17 protein-coding genes and 1 pseudogene are annotated in these 21,846 nt (G+C 44.7%); 12 read left to right on the top strand and 6 right to left on the bottom strand.

Annotation, left to right across the window (positions count from 1 at the left end):
- Positions 1–136 precede the first annotated feature (136 nt).
- The 8 genes from LAY41_RS24730 to LAY41_RS24695 all read left to right on the top strand — a co-directional run bounded on the left by LAY41_RS24730 (position 137) and on the right by LAY41_RS24695 (position 12,458).
- Positions 137–1,366 carry a helix-turn-helix domain-containing protein gene (locus LAY41_RS24730; RefSeq protein ID WP_476726995.1) on the top strand — a complete coding sequence of 410 codons (1,230 nt, stop codon included), beginning with the start codon at positions 137–139 and terminating at the stop codon, positions 1,364–1,366.
- A 675-nt stretch (positions 1,367–2,041) separates the two neighbouring features.
- Positions 2,042–2,383 carry a DUF433 domain-containing protein gene (locus tag LAY41_RS24725; protein ID WP_249103895.1) on the top strand — a complete coding sequence of 114 codons (342 nt, stop codon included), beginning with the start codon at positions 2,042–2,044 and terminating at the stop codon, positions 2,381–2,383.
- 2 nt (positions 2,384–2,385) lie between these two features.
- Positions 2,386–2,727, top strand: a complete 342-nt coding sequence (locus tag LAY41_RS24720) for a DUF5615 family PIN-like protein (protein WP_249103894.1) — start codon at positions 2,386–2,388, stop codon at positions 2,725–2,727.
- Positions 2,728–2,934: 207 nt separating this feature from the next.
- On the top strand, positions 2,935–3,960 hold the full coding sequence (locus tag LAY41_RS24715; protein WP_249103892.1) for an ABC transporter permease: 1,026 nt from the start codon (positions 2,935–2,937) through the stop codon (positions 3,958–3,960).
- A 661-nt stretch (positions 3,961–4,621) separates the two neighbouring features.
- Positions 4,622–7,813 (top strand): beta strand repeat-containing protein, encoded by a 3,192-nt coding sequence (locus tag LAY41_RS24710; RefSeq protein WP_249103890.1) that lies wholly within the window; start codon positions 4,622–4,624, stop codon positions 7,811–7,813.
- A 340-nt stretch (positions 7,814–8,153) separates the two neighbouring features.
- Positions 8,154–8,792 carry a calcium-binding protein gene (locus tag LAY41_RS32405; RefSeq protein ID WP_275974374.1) on the top strand — a complete coding sequence of 213 codons (639 nt, stop codon included), beginning with the start codon at positions 8,154–8,156 and terminating at the stop codon, positions 8,790–8,792.
- Positions 8,793–8,893: 101 nt separating this feature from the next.
- A complete protein-coding gene (locus LAY41_RS24700; RefSeq protein WP_249103888.1) occupies positions 8,894–11,218 on the top strand; it encodes a hypothetical protein in 2,325 nt (774 codons plus the stop codon).
- Positions 11,190–12,458, top strand: a complete 1,269-nt coding sequence (locus LAY41_RS24695) for an NAD(P)/FAD-dependent oxidoreductase (protein ID WP_249103885.1) — start codon at positions 11,190–11,192, stop codon at positions 12,456–12,458. Before LAY41_RS24700 ends, LAY41_RS24695 begins: the two co-directional genes overlap by 29 nt.
- On the opposite strand, the gene LAY41_RS24690 is transcribed toward LAY41_RS24695, so the two are convergent.
- The 3 genes and pseudogenes from LAY41_RS24690 to LAY41_RS24680 all read right to left on the bottom strand — a co-directional run bounded on the left by LAY41_RS24690 (position 12,427) and on the right by LAY41_RS24680 (position 13,678).
- Positions 12,427–12,675 carry a DUF433 domain-containing protein gene (locus tag LAY41_RS24690; protein ID WP_249103883.1) on the bottom strand — a complete coding sequence of 83 codons (249 nt, stop codon included), beginning with the start codon at positions 12,673–12,675 and terminating at the stop codon, positions 12,427–12,429. The two genes, LAY41_RS24695 and LAY41_RS24690, sit on opposite strands and share 32 nt — an antisense overlap.
- Positions 12,676–12,833: 158 nt before the next feature.
- Positions 12,834–12,959 (bottom strand): annotated as a pseudogene (locus LAY41_RS24685) (type II toxin-antitoxin system RelN family antitoxin); the annotation flags it as partial.
- 86 nt (positions 12,960–13,045) lie between these two features.
- Positions 13,046–13,678: a hypothetical protein gene (locus LAY41_RS24680; RefSeq protein ID WP_249103882.1), complete on the bottom strand. Its 633-nt coding sequence runs from the start codon at positions 13,676–13,678 to the stop codon at positions 13,046–13,048.
- Between the two features lie 240 nt (positions 13,679–13,918).
- Here LAY41_RS24680 and LAY41_RS24675 point away from each other — a divergent pair, with 240 nt between their 5' ends.
- The 3 genes from LAY41_RS24675 to LAY41_RS24665 all read left to right on the top strand — a co-directional run bounded on the left by LAY41_RS24675 (position 13,919) and on the right by LAY41_RS24665 (position 17,552).
- Positions 13,919–14,716, top strand: a complete 798-nt coding sequence (locus LAY41_RS24675) for a hypothetical protein (protein ID WP_249103880.1) — start codon at positions 13,919–13,921, stop codon at positions 14,714–14,716.
- A 192-nt stretch (positions 14,717–14,908) separates the two neighbouring features.
- On the top strand, positions 14,909–15,265 hold the full coding sequence (locus LAY41_RS24670; protein WP_249103878.1) for a hypothetical protein: 357 nt from the start codon (positions 14,909–14,911) through the stop codon (positions 15,263–15,265).
- Positions 15,266–15,956: 691 nt separating this feature from the next.
- Complete coding sequence (locus tag LAY41_RS24665) at positions 15,957–17,552, top strand: adenylate/guanylate cyclase domain-containing protein (RefSeq protein ID WP_249103934.1); 1,596 nt, start codon at positions 15,957–15,959, stop codon at positions 17,550–17,552.
- A gap of 227 nt (positions 17,553–17,779) precedes the next feature.
- On the opposite strand, the gene LAY41_RS24660 is transcribed toward LAY41_RS24665, so the two are convergent.
- Together LAY41_RS24660 and LAY41_RS24655 are read right to left on the bottom strand one after the other, a co-directional pair.
- On the bottom strand, positions 17,780–18,076 hold the full coding sequence (locus LAY41_RS24660; RefSeq protein ID WP_249103875.1) for a WGxxGxxG family protein: 297 nt from the start codon (positions 18,074–18,076) through the stop codon (positions 17,780–17,782).
- A 315-nt stretch (positions 18,077–18,391) separates the two neighbouring features.
- The gene (locus LAY41_RS24655) at positions 18,392–19,639 is read right to left on the bottom strand and encodes a tetratricopeptide repeat protein (protein ID WP_249103874.1); all 1,248 of its coding nucleotides are present in this window, start codon (positions 19,637–19,639) and stop codon (positions 18,392–18,394) included.
- Positions 19,640–19,922: 283 nt separating this feature from the next.
- Here LAY41_RS24655 and LAY41_RS24650 point away from each other — a divergent pair, with 283 nt between their 5' ends.
- Positions 19,923–21,095 carry an esterase-like activity of phytase family protein gene (locus LAY41_RS24650; protein ID WP_249103872.1) on the top strand — a complete coding sequence of 391 codons (1,173 nt, stop codon included), beginning with the start codon at positions 19,923–19,925 and terminating at the stop codon, positions 21,093–21,095.
- A 131-nt stretch (positions 21,096–21,226) separates the two neighbouring features.
- Here the strand turns inward: LAY41_RS24650 and LAY41_RS24645 are convergent, their stop codons facing one another.
- On the bottom strand, positions 21,227–21,748 hold the full coding sequence (locus LAY41_RS24645; RefSeq protein ID WP_249103870.1) for a hypothetical protein: 522 nt from the start codon (positions 21,746–21,748) through the stop codon (positions 21,227–21,229).
- Positions 21,749–21,846 lie beyond the last annotated feature (98 nt).

Below are 21,846 nucleotides of genomic sequence, written 5' to 3'. Positions count from 1 at the left end.
AATTGCCAAAAATCTGGTCAATATCGGGACTTTTCCAGTTGATGACCGATCGAATATGGGGAAATGTGGGGAAAAATTGGGAAATGTGGGGAAAAATTGGGTATACTACCACAAACCTTGACATCTACCCAACTCTATGAACCTTAAGGAAGTGATAAAACTCGCAGACGATCTCGTATTTGCTAGAACAGGTAAGCACCTTAATGATTTGCAAGAGACGATTCTGCGGGGGACATGGGATGATGAGGACTATAAAGAAATTGCTAATGGAGTTCATCGTTCTGAAGATCGTGTTAGAGAAGTAGGAATGGAATTATGGCAGATTCTTTCAAAGGAGTTGGGTAAAAAAGTTAGTAAATCGAATTTTCGATCGACAATGGAGAGATTGCAAGTCTCCTTATTTTCAAACGTTGTACAAGATCATGTTCGAGTTGGTAGTATTAATTTTTGTGGAGAAAGTAGACACCCACCAAATATCCCAAACTTACATCCACCTAATGAAGAAACAGTTAACACAAAACAAACTAAAACCTCGCATCAAGATTTAAGTGAGATGCCAGAGTTGGGTGCTTTCTACGATCGCACTCCCGAACTCAAAACCCTGGCCAAATCGATTACCCAAGAACACTGTCGCCTTGTTACCATCTTAGGAATGAGTGGAATTGGCAAAACAGCACTATCAGTGCAACTTGTCAAGCAGATTAAAGATGAGTTTGAATATGTAATTTGGTACAGTCTCGCCACATCTCCAACTATTACCGAATTTCAAACGAACCTAATCCAATTTTTCTCAAACTCAGAAAAGCTGGATTTAACTGCAACTAACGGAACACGCTTACCACTATTCAAATATTTGCAAAAGCATCGGTGTTTAGTAGTTTTGGATGACGTTCACAACCTCTTTAGTAGCGGACAGTTGGCTGGTTATTATAAACAAGGATATGAAGAGTATCGTTCCCTCTTTAAACAGATAGAAGAATTATCCCATAACAGTTGCTTTTTACTAATAGGTTGGGAACAACCGCGAGAAGTTGCTCAACTCAAATCTAAACATACTCCCCTTCGTACCTTAACTCTCAAGGGTTTGGATAACGCATCCGCAAGGGAAATTCTTAGAGATAAAGGTTTAGCAGAAGAAGAAAACTGGGATGCAGTTATAGACAAATATGAAGGAAACCCCTTATGGTTAAAAAGTGTAGCTACTTTGATAGAAGAGTTGGGAAGTAGCGTGAGCGATATATTACAAAATGAGCCTATATTTTTACCGGAAGATTTGAAAGATGTTTTACAGCAACAGTTCGATCGCCTATCCGAAATAGAAAAACAAGTTCTCTCCTTGTTGGCTAAAGAAATAGCTCCAATCTAGCAAAATTGCTAGAAAATAGCCTAATTACATCCTCAGATTTACTAAACGTGCTGCAATCTTTATCGCGGCGCTGCTTGTTAGAACAACAAGCAAATTTTTACACTTTGCGACCTGTACTGAGGGAGTATATCAAAAGGTTATAACTAAGATATTGCACCATTCTCAACTAGCCCCAAAACCCGCCTGCGAATCAATGGACATCTCCAAAAAAGAATGTAGAGACGTTGCATGCAACGTCTCTACAAGGGTTACAGGTAACGCACCTTTAATTTCTGGAGATGTCTAATGATGTTGTTGGTAAATTGATAAGATTTTAATTCTACACAAAGCCACTGACTTCGCTTCGGGCCAGCCAGCGATTCAAATCGCTTTTCTGATAGCGACATTTGGGGCGGGTTTTGTTGTGAGGCGATCTGTAGGAAACAAAGGATGTTTGTTAAACCCGCCCCTACAAGTGGACTCAATACTAATCTGACAGTCCACTTTAGTGGACTTTCGCTATTAGCCCTGCACTTGAGTGCAGGGCGGGTGTGGGCGACACCACCGACTTTGCCAGCAGGTTTAAACCCCCGTCGGGTGATTGCGAAAGGTACAAGATTTTAGTTATAACCTAACGCTATTCCCACAAGTAGATGGCTTCGGTAAAATAGTTAATAATCCTCTTCCTAGTTTGCCATGACGCTGAAAGACTTAGAGCCTCAACTGCTGGCACTTTCTGACGACGAAAAAGCTCAAGTTGTGCAACTCCTATCGCAAGGCAAAATTATCCAAGGACGCGGTATAGAGAAAACGCCTGGAGTCTGTGGTGGTAGTGCTTGCATAGCCAATACGCGGATTCCCGTTTGGGTTTTAGTGGATGCCCGCCGCTTGGGTATTACCGAATCGCAACTGCTAGACGACTATCCCACCCTCAGCGCCGTCGATTTGGTCAACGCCTGGAACTATGCTGAAGCGTTTCCTGATGAAATCGAAACTGCTATTCAAGAAAACAACGAAGAGCTGTCCGAAGCACTGTAGACATGGCACGTTTTTATGCAGATGAGCAATTTCCCAAAGCCGTCAGCGAACTCCTCCGCACGTTGGGGCATGATGTTTTGACCGTTCAAGAAGCGGGGAATGCCAATCAACGCATTCCTGATGAAGATGTTCTCAACTTTGCCATTCAAAACAATCGGGCTGTTCTCACTCTGAATCACCAAGATTTTGTACGTCTCCATCGGGCAAATCCAAACCATTTGGGGATTGTCAGTTGTACAAACGATCGCGATAGACCCAGGATGGCAAACCGGATTGATGCGGCAGTTGCTATAGAAGAATCATTACACGGCAAACTGATTCGAGTTGTTCGTCCTTCACAGTGACTTATGCGCTGCTAATCCCTTACAGTGGCTTATGGAAATTTTCCAGGCGGAAGGAGAATCCGAATGACCCGCAATGCAGTAGATGGCTTCGGTAAAATGGTCAGTAGTTTTTTTCTGGGTTTGCCATGACGCTGAAAGACTTTGAGCCTCAACTGCTGGCACTCTCTGACGACGAAAAAGCTCAAGTCATAACTCAAAACCAATAAAATGTCCCGTTCCAAAGCCCTACAATATTACATTTTTTCCCGTCTGCTTCTAGCTCCCTTGATGCTGTGGACGATCGTCACTTTGGTGTTCCTGCTGCTACGGGCCACCCCAGGCGATCCCGTGGACGTTGTGCTTGGCGGTCGCGCACCAGATAGCGTCAAAGAAGAGTATCGTCAAAGATTGGGGTTAGCAGACCCCTTGTGGTTGCAGTACCTACGCTATCTGGGAGCCTTAGCGCATCTGGACTTGGGGACTTCTCTCACCAGTCAGGGTCAAAAGGTCTCGGACGTGATCCAACTACACTTTCCGGCGACATTGGAATTGGCGACATTTAGTATGGCGATCGCAATTATTGTAGGAGTTGCCGTCGGCGCTATTTCTGCCTCAAGACCCAACACATTTCTCGATGTCGGCGGACGCCTATTTGGTATCATCACCTATGCCATTCCCTTATTCTGGTTTGGCATGATCCTGCAATTGATTTTTGCCGTGCAGCTAGGTTGGTTCCCCTTGGGAACGCGCTTTCCAGTCACCCAAATAGCTCCCCCCACCTTCACAGGTTTGTACACAATTGATAGTCTCTTAAACGGTAACTTCAGCCAACTGCTGACATCCCTGTACTATCTCGCCCTTCCCAGTCTGACGTTGGGTATCCTGATCAGCGGTATTTTCGAGCGCATAGTGCGAGTGAACCTCAAGCAAACCCTACAAGCAGATTATGTAGAAGCAGCCAAAGCCAGAGGCATTCCCGAAGGGCGGATTTTGTGGTCTCACGCCTTGAAAAATGCCCTGATTCCAGTGATTACCATTTTGGGACTGACCTTTGCCTCAATGCTGGGCGGCGCAGTTTTGACAGAGGTGACATTTTCTTGGCCGGGACTGGGAAATCGCCTGTATCAGGCCATTTCTGAGCGGGATTATCCTACAGTTCAGGGGGTTATGGTGTTTTTTGCTGCGATCGTAGTGACAGCAAGCATTTTGATTGACATCATCAATGCTTATATCGACCCGCGCATTCGCTATTGAAAGCAGCCTGTAGTACAGCATTTTAAAGAGTGGGGGAGTGGGAGAGTGGGGGAGTGGGAGAGTGTGGGAGTGGGAGAGTGGGAGAAAAAGCACTGTACTTCATCCGATCGCTTTCCCGCTATAAAACCCTAGATCTTCTGCCCGAATTCTTCGCCCCAGTATTGGGTTACAGCGCTTTTCAGGCCAGTGAGGCACATAGAAACCCGGTGAGAGCAGAAGTTACCGGGTTTCTGGGGGTGTATTTCATAAGGGCTGCAAGCCGCTGTAGAACAAACCCTACAGCTGGTAGCGAAGTGCTGCCAGCTTTTTCAGTATTATTGAGGTTAAAATTTAAAGCTTTTATTAAGTACCGTAATTTTACATAGCTACTACATAACAAACTAGCTAATATCTGTTAATAGATTTGTTACTTTATCATAAATTTAAACTTGTCATCCTTAATTTCTCATAGATAATTTGGAATAACCTCCTTAATTCAAATATAGTCTCCCCAAATATACTGACTTTATCTAAATTAATTCACTGCATAAATTGGCATTACTGAAGCTAAAAATCTTAGAGAAATTTCCCGGATTTAACCTAGCGACGAAGAAACATATAGTGAGGCATCTAAATTACTAGGCTTCATTTTCTCGATCGCTAAAGAAATAAAGGATAAATTATGGCTTCCATACCCTTATCTGGCGCACTGGGTCGCAACTTTGCCTACAGTAATGACACGACGGGCATAAACGCTTTTAAAGCCGAGTGGACAACGGCAGCCCAGAACCAAGGCTTGCAAATATTCGGAACCAATTTAAGCGGCACAGTAACGGACTACCTTACCCCAGCTGCCCAAAGCAATATAAATTTCGCTAACGGTAGCACAACAAGCTATGGCGACGAATACGGTATGGGGGTCGCCAATTCTTATTACGGTTGGTGGACTGCCGCAACCAAAGTGCGGGCGGAAATTAACTATGACCCAAATACCGGAAAATCCGAGTCACTGACTTATAAATGGGCACCTAACCAAACCATCCAGAATGCCTTTATTGACCTGAGCTTATTCGTTCCCAAAAGTGCTGAAGGCCCAGGCACGGAAGTTGGTTTCTTGCAGGCATTCAACAATGGCGTTGCGGTGAACATTGACGCCTATCGCATGGTCAATGAAACCACTGCCGCTACTACTCAAACCTCCATCCAAAACGCCGCTAGTGGTGTAACTTTCCTCGCTGATGATGCAACAAATGGAGATTTCAAGTTTAAGGTATTTGGAACCTTTGACGAACTGAAATTTTCCTCCAAAGCCTACGCTAACCCAAGCGCTACCCAACCCATCTATACAGATTCCACCGGGAGTTACATCAGCGATAGTTCTGACTACCTAGTTCAGCAACTCAAATATTCGGGAGTAGAAGAAACTATCGGCTCCCTTCAGTTTAGTAACCCTGTCTTCACAGTCAACGAAAATGGCACGCCTGTGGCAGCTGTGACGGTTACTCGCACTGGCGGTAGTTTTGGTGCAGTATCGGGCACAGTTAATCTCAGCAATGGCACTGCCACATCTCCTGGCGACTACACCAGCAGCCCCATCCTCGTCAATTTTGCTGATGGGGACACTGCACCCAAGACTGTCTTCATTCCGATCGTTGATGATACGCTGATCGAACCGACAGAGACTGTTAATTTAACCTTAACTAACCCCACAAACGGTGCCACTATTGGGACGCAGAATACTGCTACCTTGAACGTTGTGGATAATGACAGCAGTCTTCAGTTTAGCCAACCTGTCTTCAGCGTCAACGAAAACGGCACGCCTGTGGCAGCAATAACGGTAACTCGGATTGGCGATACTACACAAGCAGTTGGTGCCACAGTTATCCAGGGCAATGGCACAGCTACTACCCCTGGTGATTACACTAACAGCCCCATTACGGTTAATTTTGCCGCTGGCGATAATGCCCCCAAGATTATCACTATTCCTATTGTTGATGACACTCTGGTAGAGGGCAACGAGACTGTCAATTTAGCCTTGATAAACCCCACGGGCGGCACCACAATTGGGGCGCAAAATATGGCTATCTTGACTATTTTGGATAATGACACTCCGGGCATGATTCAATTTAGTAACCCGCAATACGTCGTTAACGAAAATGGCACGCCTGTATTAGCTGTGACGCTCAATCGTACTGGCGGCAGTGCTGGTGCGGTTTCAACTACAGTTAACTTAGCCAATGGTACTGCTGTTGCTCCAGGAGACTACAACAACAGCGGGATTCTGGTCAATTGGGCAGATGGAGATACGGCACCTAAGACTATCACCATTCCCATTGTTGACGACACGCTCGTAGAACCTAGCGAAACCGTCAATTTAAGCTTGTCCACCCCCACCGGCGGTGCCACGCTTGGAGCCCAGAATACGGCTACCCTGACCATTTTGGATAATGACGTACCGCTGATCAAACCAGTAGTGTTCGTTGCCGCTCTCGATCCTACCGCTGGGGAACCCGGTCGTTCAGAAGGAAACGGTACATTCCAATTCGCACGCACTGGCGGCGATATCAACCAAGCTCTCACCATCCGGTACACTACTACGGGTACAGCTACCGCTGGCGCAGACTACGCAGCTTTGACTGGTACGGTCACTATTGCTGCCGGTCAGTCTGTCTCTGGTCCTATTACAGTTACTCCTTCAACCGATAACAACAATGAACCGACTGAATCGGTAATTGTCAAGGTAGCTGAAGATATTACTTACCAAGTGGGTTCGGCAGACACTGCCTCGGTGAGTATCGCGGACAACAATCCGTTGACGGGTACTGGTGCTGGTTCTGTGCTGCGGTATAACGCCTCTGGAATCTTCCAGCAAGGTTACGGCAACATCACATCTGCTGTTGCTGGGGCTACCGCTAACGATATTCTGGTAGCACAAGCAGGAACGTATAATGAACCGGGCACTGTTGTCATTGACAAGCCATTAACCCTGCGCGGGTCGAATGCGGGTGTTAGCCCCAGCAGTAGTTCGTCGGTTACCCCAGCTGTTGTTCAAACTGGGGCAGGTCAACCTGTTTTCACGATCGCCCCTGGTCTGACTAACGTTACTATTGAGGGGTTGACGATCCAAATGAACGGCTCCAACGGCATCGTACTCACAGGCGGCACGGGCAATAATATTGTCGTTCGCCAGAATACTTTTACTGGCCAAGGCCCGTTTAATAACGGCATTATCTACATGGATAGTAGCCAAGCTTCTTCAGTCGGGTCGGTGAACGTGGTAGATAACTTAATGCGCGATGTCACTACTGCTGCTGGCAGTACCACTAGCGGCGTCCAAGTACTCAGGTTCGATACGCTTCGGGTCACGGATAACCAAATCGCTAACTTAACCGGGCCTGGTGTTGCTCTTGATTCAGTTACCAATGCTGCTAGCGTAATTAACAGCAACAAGGTCAGCAATACTGGAGAACAAGGAATTCAACTGGCAGGTGGCAACGCTACGATCGAGAACAACGATATCACTAACGCTAATACCAGTGGTGGTGCTGACAGGGGTGGTATCCGCTTGCGGGATGGCTTAATCGCAAATTTAGGGAACGCGAACGTGATTAGCAACGTTGTCACCAATTCCTACAACGGGATAGCAATCCGAAACCTAACAAATATCGCCAGTACGGTCAATGTTAATAACAATAACTTGATCGGTAACTTGAATGCTGGTTTCTACCACGGCGGTAGCGGAGCGATCAATGCTACTAATAACTGGTGGGATGATATCACTGGCCCTGTGGTCGGTGGTACGGGACGGAATGCTCTAGCTGGAGTTGGTGCTGGCTCGGTCAACGCCAACCCATTCTCTACATCGGTCTTGTAAACAAAGTGCTGAGTGCTGAGTACTCAGCGTAGCTCTGTCATCATCCATAAGACTGGTAGCGAAGTGCTGCCAGTCTTTTCCTATGGTTGTCATAAGTAGTTGGTTGAGAACGGGAAAAGGGAAAATAGATTCTTTTTCCCCCTTTACCTCAATTAGTAATTTTATACGTATATTTACTGTAAATCCAGTAGGGAGCGCGTTACTTAAATAAATTTTACTCTTACTTCATCAATTCTTTATAATTACTTTACCGTAACTTTATAAAAACTTCATTAATATTAAATTAACAAGGGTGTAATCTACGTAATTTTACTTGAAAATTTTACAAAGGGGAAATAACATGACTGATGAATTGGGCATACCTACTAACGAGTCGAGCGGTAGTTCACTTGACGACACTAATGGCGACGACATTGTGTTTAGCGGTAACGGCGATGACTATTTAGATGGGGGTGATGGTAACGACTATCTTTTTGGCGAAGCTGGCAACGACTATCTTTATGGAGGAAATGGTTTTGACTATCTAAATGGGGGGGATGGAGACGATATACTCTTTGGCGATGCTGGCGACGACATTATTTACGGTCAAGCTGGCAACGATCTCCTAACTGGCGGTTCTGGTTACGATCGATTCTTCTATGTCACAGGCGCTCCTTTTACAGCGGATCTTGGTGTAGATACCATCACCGACTTCAACTCTGGCGAAGACAAAATAGTGTTGGAAAATACTATGTTTTCAGTTCTTACCAGTACTTCTGGTATTGGTTTTAGCAACCCAGAGGAATTTGCAATAGTTGCAAGTGACGAAGAAGCCGCAACAAGCAGCGGGCTGATTGTTTACAGCGTTGCAACCGGCAACTTATTCTATAACGAAAATGGAAATGTAGAAGGCTTTGGTACAGGGGCTCAGTTTGCTTCCCTAACTGGTGTTCCAAACATATCGTCTACAGACTTCGAGATTCGGGCGTTTCTGGGTTAAGATGATGTCACCCCATTTGCCGTGCCATAAGTTCTGGTAAACTCTTTCCCATAACCAACGAAATGATGACTTATTACCCATTAAGCATCTACCGATAACTAATGGCTCTAATCGAAGAAGTTAAAAAAATCTGCTCGCGCCTTGCTGTTCACGGATGGCGAGACTTGCTTTTGCAACACGGACTCGACATCACAGCTAGCGACCTCAAAACTGAACTCACCAAGGTACTCCCGCACATCAAGCGAGAGATCAAGGGTTTTGAAGATTTTGCTTTGGAAGGCAAAAGGGCGATCGAACCGCGCAATCCCGCTCGCAGCTTGCTCTTTCACGCTTTAGCTTCACCTAACGTCGTCTCTGGGGTCGATGGTCGAGAGTTAAGAGCTTTTCCGACTTTAGCTGAAATTGATACCGTCGAGAACTACGTTTATGGCATCCAGCCTCCGTCTTTGCTAGAGTTGAGGGCGCGTGCCAATCGTGCTAACCTGGCGATCGCAGTTTTTGCATCCGAGTATCGTCCAGCACCAGAAACAGTCCTGCAAAAGCACGCCGAAATGTGCTACTCCCGTACCGGAGTTGCCAGAGTGGGAACAGTCGAGCCTCTTTATAACGGTCGCAGTCGAGGATTCTTACCTTTTGTGGAAAAAAATCCTCACGCCTTCCGAGTTTTGCCAGCTCGTTACTCTGCCTATTTGGCAGTACAAGTAAAAGGCAACAAAGACCGATTTGGCCCGATGCGCTATAACGTCAGGCAAGAGCTAAATCGTTTAGATCCTTATACTTATCCCAATCCCGGCGATGATAAGCTGCGCGATTTCTGGGTTCCCTTGCACAAACTTTTCAATGGAAACGAATGCCTGCGCGGCCTTAACTTGCAGGTAATTTTAAAAGCTCATCACATCAATGAAAAGCTGCGACGCATCCATCTAGAAATTGGGCCGCAAGGTACGGGATGGCAAGAACCAGACATCAGCAATCCGCCATTTATCTTCACTGAAGGGATAGCCGAATGGTCAAATAATCCCGATTATGGAACTGGAATTTTATTGCCAGTTGTACATCCGCATTTAGTTGAACCAGCCGAATATAAGGGGAAACCGCTCACATTTAAAGTTCCTAAAGATTACAACCAGACTCTATCTTCCAGCCTTTATATACCTGCTAGCGATCGAGATGCGCGTCACGCTCCCGAATATGTCCACGCACGCCTGCAAATCTTGCCCAACGGTCAACAAGTTGACCTAAACGAACAAGAAAATGTAGCAGAAATTGTCGCGAAAGGTGACTACGACGCGCTGCACTATATAGACTTTACGGGCGATGGCTGGATTGAAGCTATATGTCCAGAATTAGCGGTAGTTTTACCGCGTCGCGTGCCTGCCTATTCCCTTGTAACGGCACCCGATTTCTTCCCGAATGCCGATCAGCGAGAATTGATGGATTGGTGGCAGCAGTCAGTACCGCGAGCGCTCAAAAAAAGTACTTGGCGAATTACACCAAATACCTTGTCCGATGAGCGTCTCCCTCCCAATCTTGAAATAAAAAATGCTCCTTTTCGCAAAGAAGATACCACTGTAACGGCGGTAGTCTCTTTCTTATTAGACAAACCAGTTCATCAAATGCCTCTGGAAGTTCCCGAAACTAACAGAAATTCATACCTTCCAGATGCAGCCGCCGGAGTTTTTGCTCCTGGGTGGGATGTGAGTTTTGATATTAATGGCGATGGAACAAAACACCTGGCAGCTTATGGTTTGGGTAGTCCATTTCCTGAAGATTCCAAACTTTGTGCAGCTCTTAGCACATTTTGGCCTGCTGTTGCCCCCGATTCGGCACGCACTTTCGAGCCTAATGAAAATTGGCCGACAATTAGCCCTTTGACGGATGAAGAAATCGGTCAAGTGGGAAATCTTCCTTGGGACGGTGTTGCTGGCCCAAGGATAGTTAAGCGGGCAAATCAGGACTTCGTGGAGTATGCTGCCTTCGATAACGTTGATTATGTAAAAAACGCCCTACAAAATCAATTTTCTTTGGCACTGACTGGTAAAGTTGACATTCGCAAATACAAGTTTCGAGTTTTGGCAATGGCGCGAGTTTACCGAGCGTTGGGTGTTAAGGAGGAAGATTTTTATAAAACAGGTGTTGCCGATACCCAAGCATTCGGGCAAATCACTACCGAAAAAGCCAAATGGAGTGTCTTATCATTCCGTAAAATCTCTGCTGATGACGCTGAACTAAAAGAAGCGCAATCTAGCACTAATATGAAGCTGCATGGAGATGTTTATCGGTTTCAGGTGTATCGTCCCGGCAACAAAAATTATGTGGCTCAAAGAGTTTTTGTTGAAATTAAGGAAATGGTGATTCTTTTTGTAGATCCAATCCAAATTTTGTCTAAAAAAGGCAATGGTAAATGGGAAGGAAAAAACATCTGATGAGATGAGGCTGAGCCTCAATTTCTTGTTCCCAGGCTCTGCCTGGGAACGAGAGGATACTGTTGGCGAATTGACTGCGGGGTCAGACCCCTCCCCAACCCCTCCCCTGCAAGGAGAGGGGCTTTCCGGCTCCCCCTTCCCTTGTAGGGAAGGGGGTTGGGGGGTTAGGTTTTCCTCGTTCCCAGGCAGAGCCTGGGAACGAGAGTTAGGAGGCTCAGCCTCTCCACCACTAAATGCAATAATTATTGGTAGTGGCCCATCTGGTTTGGCGGCGGCTATTTTGTTAGCTCAGATCGGTTTGCGGGTTGTTATTATCGATCGCAAACAGTTTCCGCGCGATCGGCCCGGAGAAACCCTCCATCCAGGAATAGAACCGCTTCTCAAGCAGTTAGGTGTGGCCGATCGAGTGCTTTCTGCTGACTTCCTGCGACATGAAGGAAATTGGGTTAAATGGCAGGGAGAGCCTCAATTTGTGCCTTTTGGTGGAGATGAAGCCGGGAACTGGCGAGGTTTTCAGGCATGGCGAGCGGATTTCGATGCTATTTTGCTCGATCGCGCGATCGCGTTAGGCGTCGAGGTCCGCCAACCTTGTCGCGCTTTGCAACCGATTGTAAGCGCAAATCGGATAGCCGGAATTAAAACTTCTGATGGTTATTTCCCAGCTTCTTTTGTTATAGATGCTGCTGGCGGCGGACACTGGTTAGCCAGACAATTAAAGTTGCCAATTAACTATTATTCTCCCCGTTTAATCGCTTATTTTGGTTATGCTGAAGGAGATTGTTCTATCCGAGATGACGCGCCAGCAATAGTTGCAGACAAAGACGGGTGGATTTGGACTGCCAAAGTGCGATCGCAACTTTACCAATGGACTCGACTACCTTTTACCAACGAACCAATCGAAAAAAATTGGATTCCCGCAGAATTCCACGGACTTCAACCCAAAGGTAAGACGAGTGCAGCGGATGTAACGTGGCGTGTTGTACCTGCTTGTGCGGGTCCCGGTTATTTTATGGTTGGGGATGCTGCTGCAACACTCGATCCGGCATCTTCTCATGGTGTGCTGAAAGCCATTATGTCCGGGATGATGGCGGCGCATTTAATCGCACAGATAGTCAAGGGTGCGATCGAGCTAGAGGCAATTCAAGCTTATCGTGAATGGGTTGATAATTGGTTTCACCACGATATAGATAAATTAAGGGAACTCTACGCTATTCTTCCCAACCCGCCGCACTGGCTTTAAAAAAGCTGAAAGTTTGTTGTTCGCGTTCAGCCGCATAGCTAAGACAAGCTAGAATATCCTGTTTAGTTAAATAGGGAAAGTCTTCTAATAACTCTTCATAAGTCATACCAGCAGCTAAATAGGAAAGCACGTCATAGACAGTTATCCTCATACCCCGAATACAAGGTTTGCCACTGCGTTTTCCTGGTTCAATAGTGATAATGTTTTGATATAGCATATTTATCTTCTAAATTAGGGTAACTAAATTATAACAGCGATCGCATTAGATAAAAAATAATTGACAGAGTATCTAACCTGATATTGCGATATTTTTTTGCTAATTCACGCAAATTTCGTTTATACTCAGGTGTTAAATCGATTTGGACTAAAGGCGTTTCATTCGACATCTATTCCTTCCCACATTTCAGAAAGGGGGATGCGCTGTCCTGCTTTTACTTCCTGTAAGGCTCTCCTGAGACTTGCTTTCACTTCTTCAATGGGAGTATCATCAGGATCGGTTTCGACTGACTCGGTAACATCGGGAAAATCCCGTTTCATCGAGCGCAGATTTTTTGAGGGTAAGTGCTTTTTATTTTTGAGTATAAGTTTTAATTGGAGTTTGTTTTCTTAGAAAGCTCTACAAGTTCCATATTTGCGAAATGTTCTTGCAGCAAACGATGGATGAAGCGATAGCAACCTCCGACTCGTTGTAGAATCATACGTTCGGTACAGTAGTTCAGGAAACGAGCATAGTTCCAAGGTATGTAGCCATTCGACCAAAAAACTATTCGTAACGCTAAGTGTTGAATGCAAGGAAAGCTCGGAAATAAACTGCCGAAAATCAGTCCTATCATACCACCTAAATGGGCAAAAGTAATTCCCGATATATTCCCCATTTTTATTCCACTAGATAGCCAAAATATTAACCCTATAATATGCCCTGATAAAAATCCTAATATTGTCCCAATCAATAACAATATACTACCTAAAAACGCTGCTAAATTAATTAAACCCCATTGAGTGCGGTCAATCGCGATGTATAATACTGAGGTTGGTTCAAAATTATTGGTTAACCAATAACTGAACAGTGGCCACCAAATTTTTTCTACTGTTAGGTGTGGTAGGGAGAGAAATCTTTGCAGTTTCTTGCGACGACTTTCAAATAGGATTTTCTGGGGAAATTGACCAGCCAATTCTTCTAATTTTACGCTTCGATGCTGTTGTAACATGACAACTAACATAGATAAAATTAAAAACTAGGCTCTTTTTAGTTGCGTTTCTAGGTATTGGGTGTAGAATAATGGTAGTAAATTCATTTTTTTCAATTGGGTAGGTCTTCTTGAGAATAGCATCCCGATTTTTTTTGGACAACAATGGTTCAACCCCGCACGCAGTAAGGGGTTGAACCATTGTTGTCACCCCGTCAGATTTATCCAGATGAGCCATCTGCTAGCAAATCTGGTGATTTTTTAGATTACTGGATGCGTCTGTTTTGTGATCGGAATAAAATTTTATTTGCTTACAGCCAAAGCCGGGATCTAAAACAATCTTTAAAAGCAGACTTTCAAAAGATTCAAAATTACATCGCTTTTTTTAAGAGTAATAACTCTCAAGGTGCAGATATTAGGAAACTACAGCAAGTTTTAAATGAGGCCGAAGGAACATTTTCTACCTACGCGATCGATCTAAGTTATTTTGAGTATCAAATTCGGACACTAGAAATTAATTTATATAACTACGAGCAACGTTTAACGACCCTGAGAGAACATTTACAGTCTGAATCATTTAAAAGCGATTTAAAGTTTTTGGAAAATTTTAGTTGCGATTGTAAGAATAAATATCAATTGCAAATGCAAAAAGATTATGAAAATTTAAGTCCAGGTTTGCGATTATTAGAAGTATTTCTCAATTTTGTTCGAGCTAGAGTAGAAATTGACCAAGCAGAAAGCGATCGCTTTTTCCAAGAAACTCTAGAAGTAGCAGGTGTAGGTTTCGCCGTAGCTGCGATCGCGGCAACTGCTATTTCTCCATTTATGGAAAAAATTACTCAACCTTTAGCTAAACAAGATTATAAACCATCACCAACTCCTCAACCAACCGTTGCGCGATCGACCTCTGCACCACCGCCACCGACGACAGGCTTGTTATCGCCAGAACTATTACCCTGGTTCAATTTGGTGATGACTGTGTTGGTTAGTGTTATTTTGGGTATGCTAGCGCGATGTTTGGCTCGTTGGTGGGTGCGATCGGGCCGTAATTCATCGACTAAAACGGATTAATTTTCTCGAAGTCTGTCATTGGGTAGAGCTACAGAGTCTCCCTTTTATGTATGAAGCCTAGCCGGAAACAAAATTTATTCTACCTTCAGCCCTATTCTAATCGCTAGATGCACTATTGTTAGCAATAAATCATCATAGTAAGTAAGGTAAGTAATTTACGAAGTTACTTTAATTAATTTAGGGGATTGTGTGATGAAACGTTTAATTATTAGTGGTTTATCGGTTCTGCTACTGTCTGCTGTCACCGCACCTGCCGTTAGATCTCAGTCAACAGACAACAACCGTTCCACGTCGAGCAGTCCCTCTACAACTTCTACTTTTGAGCTAGAGCCCTTCAATCTTGTTTTCATGGCATATCAAGGTTACTTTCAGGAACAAGGCATTCCCAGCGCCGAAGGTCTAATTTTTGCTTACCGTACAGGGACTGTTAGCGCCGAAGATCTAGTCCAGAGTGCGGTGAAAGCCAACCGACTCCCATCTGCAATTATGGCGGACGATGAGTATCTGAATGCAGTGGAAGTACAACTGCGCTCTTTACGCAATCGTTAGAGCTAAGTCATCTGATAAGACCAAGGCAAAACTTAGAAGATAAAGTTATACCCCTGTCTTTAAGCATGAAAAAAGAACTGGTATTTGCTCTTTTTTCAATTCACTGGCTTTAGACGCGGGGTTTTTACTTCCACTTTTAATTTTTGCCTATTTTTATGTGTAAATTAATAGTTTTTGGCTATGATATACTTGCGCTAATAGGTAAATATAAGCCAAAAAATATTTATATTTTACAGATAAAAACACCATTAACTCGCCTAATGAGCTACAATGATGTATTGGCTCTAAAATATCCTTATTGACTTTATAATCATAAATTGTGCGTCTACTGACTCTAAAAGAGCCTTGTGAAGGATATTAGCAAGCTGCCAACATTGTAATTAGGTGACTAATTTACGTTAAAACTTAGTACTGGCGTTCTCCTGTTTCAGTGTTATTCAGCTAGCACCAATTTGTCTTTTTCTAGGACTTCGGCAGCAAGTAAAACAGCCAATTTGCTTTGTTTTTATGTGCGTTTCTTCCCCTCTCATTCTACTTATAATATGCGTAAGCCCTTATGTGGATAACTTTTGGAGTGTCAAAGGAGTATTAGAAGTTGTCCAAGGCAAACTCTCCCAAAAAAGCTAACAAAACAAATTTTGATAAAAATATTGCCAACCTAGTTGGGGTGCTGGCACAGCTAGTCAAACGCATGAAAAGCTGGATAGTTGCCTCCCTCAAACGTCGGCGTCGAGTTGCGACGCCAACTATGAAAGCGGCACCCTTACCCAGCAACGAGGAGGATAGGCTAAAAGCGCTTGAGCGGTATAAGATTCTCGACACACCGCCAGAAGAAGTCTTTGATGACCTCACCCGTTTGGCAGCGTATATCTGCGGTACTCCTATAGCTCTAATCAGCCTTATTGATACTAATCGGCAGTGGTTTAAGTCAAAGGTTGGGCTTGATGCTACAGAAACGCCTAAAGAACTCGCCTTCTGCGCCCATGCCATTCTCAACCCAAATGAAGTGATGATTGTGCCCAATGCGCCAGAAGATGAGCGCTTTGCTGGCAACCCGCTAGTAACTTCTGACCCTAATATCCGGTTTTATGCGGGCAATCCTTTGGTTACTTCTGACGGTTTTCCCTTGGGAACTCTTTGCGTAATCGACCGAATTCCCCGCAATCTTACCGCTGAACAGCTAGAAGCGCTGCGGACTTTAGGGCGTCAGGCGATCGCCCACATGGAGTTACGGCTTAATTTGGCTAGGTTAGAGCGCCAAAACGCTAGGCGTCAACAAGCAGAAGCCAAGCTGGGGGCTTCCGATCGGCAAGTTGTGGATTTGATCGAAATTATGTCGGATGCTTTTTTTGCCTTAGATCGGCAATGGCGGTTTACCTATGTCAATCAAAAAGCCGGACAAATTTTGGAACAAACACCGGAAGAACTTATCGGCAAAGTTATCTGGGATGTATTCCCCGAATCTGTCGATTCTAAGTTTTATCGGGAGTATCACAAAGCGGTAACTCAACAGGTCAGTGTTACCTTTGAAGATTTTTACGGGCCAGCAAACCGCTGGTCTGAAGTGCGTGCCTTTCCTTCTTATGAGGGTTTGTCTGTCTTTTTTCACGACGTCACGATTCGTAAGACAGTGCAAGAAGCACTGCGCTATCAACAGGAACAATCCGAGCGCTTGTTACTTAACATCTTGCCAAAGCCAATTGCCGATCGCTTAAAACTGGAAGAAACCATCATTGCTGACAGCTTTGATGAAGTGACAATTTTGTTTGCCGATCTGGTTAATTTCACCCAGATGGCTAGCCTAGTTTCTCCCAGGGAACTGGTCTGCTTGCTTAACCAAATCTTCTCCATCTTCGATCGGCTGACAGAAAAGCATGGATTGGAGAAAATTAAAACGATTGGGGATGCCTATATGGTAGCGGGCGGTATTCCCATATCCAAGAGCGATCACGCGGAAGCGATCGCCGAAATGGCACTCGATATGCAAAAAGCTATTGTGCAATTCAACGTCGCCCAAAATACGAATTTCAGCCTCCGCATTGGCATCAACACTGGCCCAGTGGTGGCTGGAGTCATTGGCACTATAAAGTTTACGTATGACCTATGGGGCGATGCTGTTAACACTGCTAGCCGCATGGAATCCCACGGTCTACCTGGTAGCATTCAGCTAACAGAAACAACTTATTATAAATTGGCGGACAAATATGTCTTAGAAGAGCGGGGCATGATTGATATCAAAGGCAAGGGGCAAATGAAGACATATTTACTAACTGGCAGAAGGGTTTAGATTTAAGTTCATCAGTTCATATATATTGAACCGTTTCGCTTTATTGATGCTACTCATAATTGAGGGAAAAGGTTAAGGGTTAAAAAGGAAGGAATTTTCCCCGCCAGATTTTAGCGAATTGGTACAGGATGGGCAAGTTATCGCAGTCAGTTTAGAAATAGTGCCAATTGCGAACAGCTTGCCCAAATGTGGGCATACCAAATTCAAATTTTGACCCTGGTTAAGAGTTACATTCTGGGGCCAGAGCCAGCCACTGCATCATCGCGATCGCGATTTACCACCCGTTCTGGCTCTTTGCGGAAAAGATTGGCTAAACCGACCAGACCAATTAATCCCAGCCATCCCCAATTATTATTATCATCTTTAGTTTCTTGGAAAGGCGTTGTGTCTACGGTAGGGCCTGAGCGATCGACGTTAGGGTTAGAGTTATTTTGTGCAGCGGCAGGTAGAGTGGAGGGAAGAATAGTTAAGCTCAGAGCGAGGACGCTAGCTCCAGCAATCTTGGATAGATTAGAACGTTTCATGTTTTTTCTCTTTGAAGTCCCGACAGGTGCTTGATATTCCTAAATTTATCGATTTACCAAAGAAAGTGAATCAACCTCTAGTGGGAAATCTCCCCTTCGACCGCCTCTAGCTGAAGAGATATAAGCTGTATTTGGTAATACATTTAGGACTTACGCTTTTCTCCCCCTTAGCCCCCCAAATCTGGGGGGGACAGGACTCTTCTCCCCCCAGATTTGGGGGGCTAGGGGGGCAAAACCTTGGTTAAAACGTAAGTCCTAACATTCTTACCTATGCCCATTTTTTCTTTTGACTTTTGAATGAGTGACTTTTGACTTTTATTTAGCCTGTTCGGTAACTTCTTGAATCTGTCTAGCGAAATAGGCTTCCCGATATTTCAACTGCTTGGCAAGTTCCAAACCTTTTTGAAAGGCTGTCAGTGCTTGAGGATAGTTTTTATTCTCCAAATAAATTTGACCCACTTCGTCGTAAGTATTCATCATGCCGTAGAAGTTGTGGGCTAAATAATCAGCTTGTAGAAGAACTTGATAGGTTTCCAAGGCAGGATTTATTTGTTTCAAAGAGCGTTGGAGTGCGACTAACTTCCGCAGGGCATCGGCTGCGCTAGAATATTGTTGGATTGACCAGGCAAAGGCATAAGTTTCTTGATAGCTTTGTACTGCTTGTTCTAATTGACCAACAGCTTCGTAAGCTGACCCGATCTCCAGCTGGATAGTGGGAATCTGGACGAAATCTTTTTCGTTGCGGTAAAACTCGATTAACTGCTGCTTTGCCTTGATAGCTTTCTCAATTTGGTTATCTTTGCCGTAGAGGTAAGCTAGCTGTTTGAGATAAGTAACTTGCTTGACGGAATCGCCTTTTTCTTGCGCCAAACGCGCTAATTCCTGATAAGCGCTGACAGCTTTGGAGTAATCAAACCAACTCACACTCAGTTCGCCAATCTTTAGCAGCAATGCTTCTTCTTGGACAGCATCTTGTTGCGATCGCGTTACTGCTAAAATTTGTTCGTAAACCTTGACAGCCCAATCAGGCGATTTTACTTGCTCAAAGGCAGTCGCAAGCGATCGCAACAAATTTAAATCAACTGGTAACTTCAATTGAGCCTGCTGTATCGTTTGCAGTCGCTTTGTGATATACTGCACATCTTCACTCAGATTTCGATCCCAGGCAATGCCACCAACTCGACTCAGCGCTTGTACTTCTGGCAATAGCCCCTGGTATCGCCGCAATCGCAGTTCTCGATACCAAGTTTCAAAAGCGCCCTTTTCGTCACCAGCTTGCAACTTAGCAGCAGCCTCAACATTTAGTTCGTCCAAAGCAGGTACTAATCGTGCCAGTTCTTCTTCAGTCAGGGGTCTTTTGTCTCTCCGAGAACGAGGGATAAGCGGATCGGGTGTCCTGAGTTCCAGAGGGTTGGGAGGAAATTGATTTGGGTTAGGCTTTTTAGTGTTATTATCAGCGGCTGTTGCTGGCAAACTGAGAAGAAGCCAAAGCACCGAACAAAACACGAGGGGGAGAAAGGGGGGAGAAGAAATTTTTATTTTTGATTGTGTGCGATCGCGCATAGTAGTCTCATGTTTGTATCATCCTTTGACTGGCTACCAACTATCGCCGGAACCTCACCCCCCTAACCCCCCTCTCCGACCTCGGAGAGGGGGGAGTATTTCTCCTCTCCCTGTTGGGGAGAGGGGGGAGTATTTCTCCTCTCCCTGTTGGGGAGAGGGGGGAGTATTTCTCCCCTCCCTGTTGCGGGGAGGGGCTGGGGGTGGGGTTCCACGTCCTTTGACTCACCTGTGGCAGTTTTGGTGTCTGATGTCAAACAATTTTAAATTTTAGAGGAGAAAGTTAGTGAGTAAAAGCGTACAAACGCTGGTTTTGGCTTTAGCGGTAACGTTATTAAGTTTGCTTGCAGCGTGTAGTTTGCCGCAAGTCAGCGCCCAGCAGCGGACTTTTCTCGACTTATCCCTGGAATTCTTGGGCGAGTACAAGTTACCCAAGCAAAAATTTAAAGATACCTCTGTAGGGGGATTATCGGCGCTTGCTTATGACAGAAAGAGCGATCGCTTCTATGCCCTTTCCGATGACCAAAGCGTATATGCCCCAGCTCGTTTCTACACCCTCAAGCTATCTTTGGGCAACAGTGGTATCCAGAAAGTAGAAGTAGAAAACGTCACCTTTCTCAAAGGACAAGACGGAAAAACCTATCCCAAAAACGCGATCGATCCAGAAGGAATCGCCCTTTCTCCCCAGCGAACTGTATTTATTTCCAGTGAAGGCGTCGCCAGAAACAGCATCCCCCCTTCCATACAAGAATTCGATCTGCAAACAGGTCGTTTGCGGCAAAAATTCTCAATTCCACAGCGCTATATCCCCGATGCTACAGGAGATCTGCAACAACGGGGCGTTCAAGATAACTTGGGATTTGAAGCTTTGACACTCAATCCTACCGGATCGACACCAGCTAGCGGCGAACCAATTCGTTTATTTACAGCTACAGAATCAGCGCTTGTACAAGACCGCGATCCGATACAATTGGACGATCGAGGCAATCCCAAACCACTAATCATCAAATCTCGTCTGCTGCATTATCTGATTAGCGATCGCTCACCCATTATACTTTCCGAACATCTTTATCAGCTATCCCCACCACCAGTTGGCGCTCAATATCATGGTTTGGTGGAATTATTAGCAATAGACCAAGGCGGACATTTTCTCAGTGTAGAGCGGTCTTTCGGTCTTTTTGGGGTCAACATTCGCATTTTTCAAATAGCGACTGGTGCTGCAACCGATACTTCCCGCATTGCTAGTCTAAAAGGGGAACTCAGGGCAGTTGAACCAGTTAAGAAAAAATTGCTTTTAGATTTGAAGGAACTTGGGATTAGTTTGGATAATCTAGAAGGAATGGCGAAAGGCCCTACTTTACCTGATGGTAGCCAGAGTTTGGTTTTGGTTAGCGATGATAACTTTAGCGATCGACAAATAACGCAGTTTCTGCTGTTTCGTCTTAAAAGCGGACGTTGATTTTAACGCAAAGGACGCAAAGGTTAGCGCAGAGGTACGCAGAGAAAAATTGCTACTTTTGTGTACCTTGGTTTAATTTTTTTCGTCTTTAGAAGCGTTCAAAAAATCCTTGGGAAAACTTTCCCTCGCTTCTATCCAAGCGCTGGGGACTCCTTTTTGACGTGCGGAAAGTGCAACTGCTTAAAAGTACAAGTTTGAGGATCTAAGAGCAAAGTCTCGCCTTCTTGCAATTTAATCACCAAATATTCGTCGATCGCTGACATTCCTATTGCTATATCAGGCAAAGCCTTACTATAGCGAATAGAGCCTCTGCGATTGAAAATTAGCAATTCCTCTTCAGTAATTACAGCAGTTACATCGTCTAAAGTTAGCATTTGTACTAAATAGCAAGTCAGTGGTAAAATTAACAAAGTTTGGCCGTCTATCGTACAAATAGCTGCCAGCTTTTGCTCTACTCCCACCCAAACTATCTGTCCATCTGGCGATAGTTTTAACATCGGTTCAATCAGGTCGCTATTCCAACTAATTCCGTAGCGTCCCAATTTATTACCAAGGTCAAGAATGGCGAATTGGCGAGGATGTTGGTGGGTAATCAATTTTCTGGAAGCATCAATTTGGTTAAATTCTGATTCATCAATAGCTTGGAGTTTCATAGGAGGTGTTATTAATAAATTTTGGGTACAAGAGAAGATATAAAGAAAGACGACTCTCATTCGCGGCTACACAACCAAAACCCGCCTGCGCGGGTTTC

Source organism: Argonema galeatum A003/A1 (assembly GCF_023333595.1).
In the GTDB taxonomy this organism is placed as follows: domain Bacteria; phylum Cyanobacteriota; class Cyanobacteriia; order Cyanobacteriales; family Aerosakkonemataceae; genus Argonema; species Argonema galeatum.
The sequence above is the reverse complement of the archived record's forward strand: the minus strand, read 5'-3'. Positions and strand labels throughout refer to the sequence as shown.

Excerpts from the sequence above, each read along its gene's own strand:
- LAY41_RS24730 (WP_476726995.1), top strand. The coding sequence starts at position 137 with ATGAACCTTAAGGAAGTGATAAAACTCGCAGACGATCTCGTATTTGCT.
- LAY41_RS24725 (WP_249103895.1), top strand. The coding sequence starts at position 2,042 with ATGACGCTGAAAGACTTAGAGCCTCAACTGCTGGCACTTTCTGACGAC.
- LAY41_RS24720 (WP_249103894.1), top strand. The coding sequence starts at position 2,386 with ATGGCACGTTTTTATGCAGATGAGCAATTTCCCAAAGCCGTCAGCGAA.
- LAY41_RS24715 (WP_249103892.1), top strand. The coding sequence starts at position 2,935 with ATGTCCCGTTCCAAAGCCCTACAATATTACATTTTTTCCCGTCTGCTT.
- LAY41_RS24710 (WP_249103890.1), top strand. The coding sequence starts at position 4,622 with ATGGCTTCCATACCCTTATCTGGCGCACTGGGTCGCAACTTTGCCTAC.
- LAY41_RS32405 (WP_275974374.1), top strand. The coding sequence starts at position 8,154 with ATGACTGATGAATTGGGCATACCTACTAACGAGTCGAGCGGTAGTTCA.
- LAY41_RS24700 (WP_249103888.1), top strand. The coding sequence starts at position 8,894 with ATGGCTCTAATCGAAGAAGTTAAAAAAATCTGCTCGCGCCTTGCTGTT.
- LAY41_RS24695 (WP_249103885.1), top strand. The coding sequence starts at position 11,190 with ATGGTAAATGGGAAGGAAAAAACATCTGATGAGATGAGGCTGAGCCTC.
- LAY41_RS24690 (WP_249103883.1), bottom strand. The coding sequence starts at position 12,675 with ATGCTATATCAAAACATTATCACTATTGAACCAGGAAAACGCAGTGGC.
- LAY41_RS24680 (WP_249103882.1), bottom strand. The coding sequence starts at position 13,678 with ATGTTAGTTGTCATGTTACAACAGCATCGAAGCGTAAAATTAGAAGAA.
- LAY41_RS24675 (WP_249103880.1), top strand. The coding sequence starts at position 13,919 with ATGCGTCTGTTTTGTGATCGGAATAAAATTTTATTTGCTTACAGCCAA.
- LAY41_RS24670 (WP_249103878.1), top strand. The coding sequence starts at position 14,909 with ATGAAACGTTTAATTATTAGTGGTTTATCGGTTCTGCTACTGTCTGCT.
- LAY41_RS24665 (WP_249103934.1), top strand. The coding sequence starts at position 15,957 with ATGAAAAGCTGGATAGTTGCCTCCCTCAAACGTCGGCGTCGAGTTGCG.
- LAY41_RS24660 (WP_249103875.1), bottom strand. The coding sequence starts at position 18,076 with ATGAAACGTTCTAATCTATCCAAGATTGCTGGAGCTAGCGTCCTCGCT.
- LAY41_RS24655 (WP_249103874.1), bottom strand. The coding sequence starts at position 19,639 with ATGCGCGATCGCACACAATCAAAAATAAAAATTTCTTCTCCCCCCTTT.
- LAY41_RS24645 (WP_249103870.1), bottom strand. The coding sequence starts at position 21,748 with ATGAAACTCCAAGCTATTGATGAATCAGAATTTAACCAAATTGATGCT.